1 rRNA gene is annotated in these 1,716 nt (G+C 54.6%); it reads left to right on the top strand.

Going from position 1 to position 1,716, the window contains the following annotated elements:
* Nucleotides 1-1,715, top strand: a 23S ribosomal RNA gene (locus tag LC076_RS23905); the annotation flags it as partial.
* Nucleotide 1,716: the final 1 nt, after the last annotated feature.

A 1,716-nucleotide genomic window follows, 5' to 3' on the forward strand; every position in this document is an offset into this window, starting at 1 on the left:
CCTTTGGACAGTGGTAGGAGAGCGTTCTAAGGGCTGAGAAGCCAGACCGCAAGGACTGGTGGAGCGCTTAGAAGTGAGAATGCCGGTATGAGTAGCGAAAGAGGGGTGAGAATCCCCTCCACCGAATGCCTAAGGTTTCCTGAGGAAGGCTCGTCCGCTCAGGGTAAGTCGGGACCTAAGCCGAGGCCGAAAGGCGTAGGCGATGGACAACAGGTAGAAATTCCTGTACCACCTCCTCACCGTTTGAGCAATGGGGGGACGCAGAAGGATAGGGTAAGCGCGCTGTTGGATATGCGCGTCCAAGCAGTTAGGCTGACAACGAGGCAAATCCCGTTGTCGTGAAGGCTGAGCTGTGATGGCGAGGGAACTATAGTACCGAAGTTCCTGATTCCACACTGCCTAGAAAAGCCTCTAGCGAGGTGAGAGGTGCCCGTACCGCAAACCGACACAGGTAGGCGAGGAGAGAATCCTAAGGTGAGCGAGAGAACTCTCGTTAAGGAACTCGGCAAAATGACCCCGTAACTTCGGGAGAAGGGGTGCTTTTTAGGGTGAATAGCCCGGAAAAGCCGCAGTGAATAGGCCCAGGCGACTGTTTAGCAAAAACACAGGTCTCTGCGAAGCCGCAAGGCGAAGTATAGGGGCTGACGCCTGCCCGGTGCTGGAAGGTTAAGGGGAGAGGTTAGCGCAAGCGAAGCTTTGAACCGAAGCCCCAGTAAACGGCGGCCGTAACTATAACGGTCCTAAGGTAGCGAAATTCCTTGTCGGGTAAGTTCCGACCCGCACGAAAGGCGTAACGATCTGGGCACTGTCTCAACGAGAGACTCGGTGAAATTATAGTACCTGTGAAGATGCAGGTTACCCGCGACAGGACGGAAAGACCCCGTGGAGCTTTACTGTAGCCTGATATTGAATTTTGGTACAGCTTGTACAGGATAGGTAGGAGCCTGAGAAGCCGGAGCGCTAGCTTCGGTGGAGGCGTCGGTGGGATACTACCCTGGCTGTATTGAAATTCTAACCCACAGCCCTGATCGGGCTGGGAGACAGTGTCAGGTGGGCAGTTTGACTGGGGCGGTCGCCTCCTAAAATGTAACGGAGGCGCCCAAAGGTTCCCTCAGAATGGTTGGAAATCATTCGTAGAGTGTAAAGGCACAAGGGAGCTTGACTGCGAGACCTACAAGTCGAGCAGGGACGAAAGTCGGGCTTAGTGATCCGGTGGTTCCGCATGGAAGGGCCATCGCTCAACGGATAAAAGCTACCCCGGGGATAACAGGCTTATCTCCCCCAAGAGTCCACATCGACGGGGAGGTTTGGCACCTCGATGTCGGCTCATCGCATCCTGGGGCTGTAGTCGGTCCCAAGGGTTGGGCTGTTCGCCCATTAAAGCGGTACGCGAGCTGGGTTCAGAACGTCGTGAGACAGTTCGGTCCCTATCCGTCGTGGGCGTAGGAAATTTGAGAGGAGCTGTCCTTAGTACGAGAGGACCGGGATGGACGCACCGCTGGTGTACCAGTTGTCTTGCCAAAGGCATAGCTGGGTAGCTATGTGCGGAAGGGATAAGTGCTGAAAGCATCTAAGCATGAAGCCCCCCTCAAGATGAGATTTCCCATAGCGTAAGCTAGTAAGATCCCTGAAAGATGATCAGGTTGATAGGTCTGAGGTGGAAGCGCGGTGACGTGTGGAGCTGACAGATACTAATCGATCGAGGACTTAACCTAA

Origin of the sequence: Metabacillus litoralis (assembly GCF_020524045.1) — a bacterium.
Taxonomy (GTDB): domain Bacteria; phylum Bacillota; class Bacilli; order Bacillales; family Bacillaceae; genus Metabacillus; species Metabacillus litoralis_C.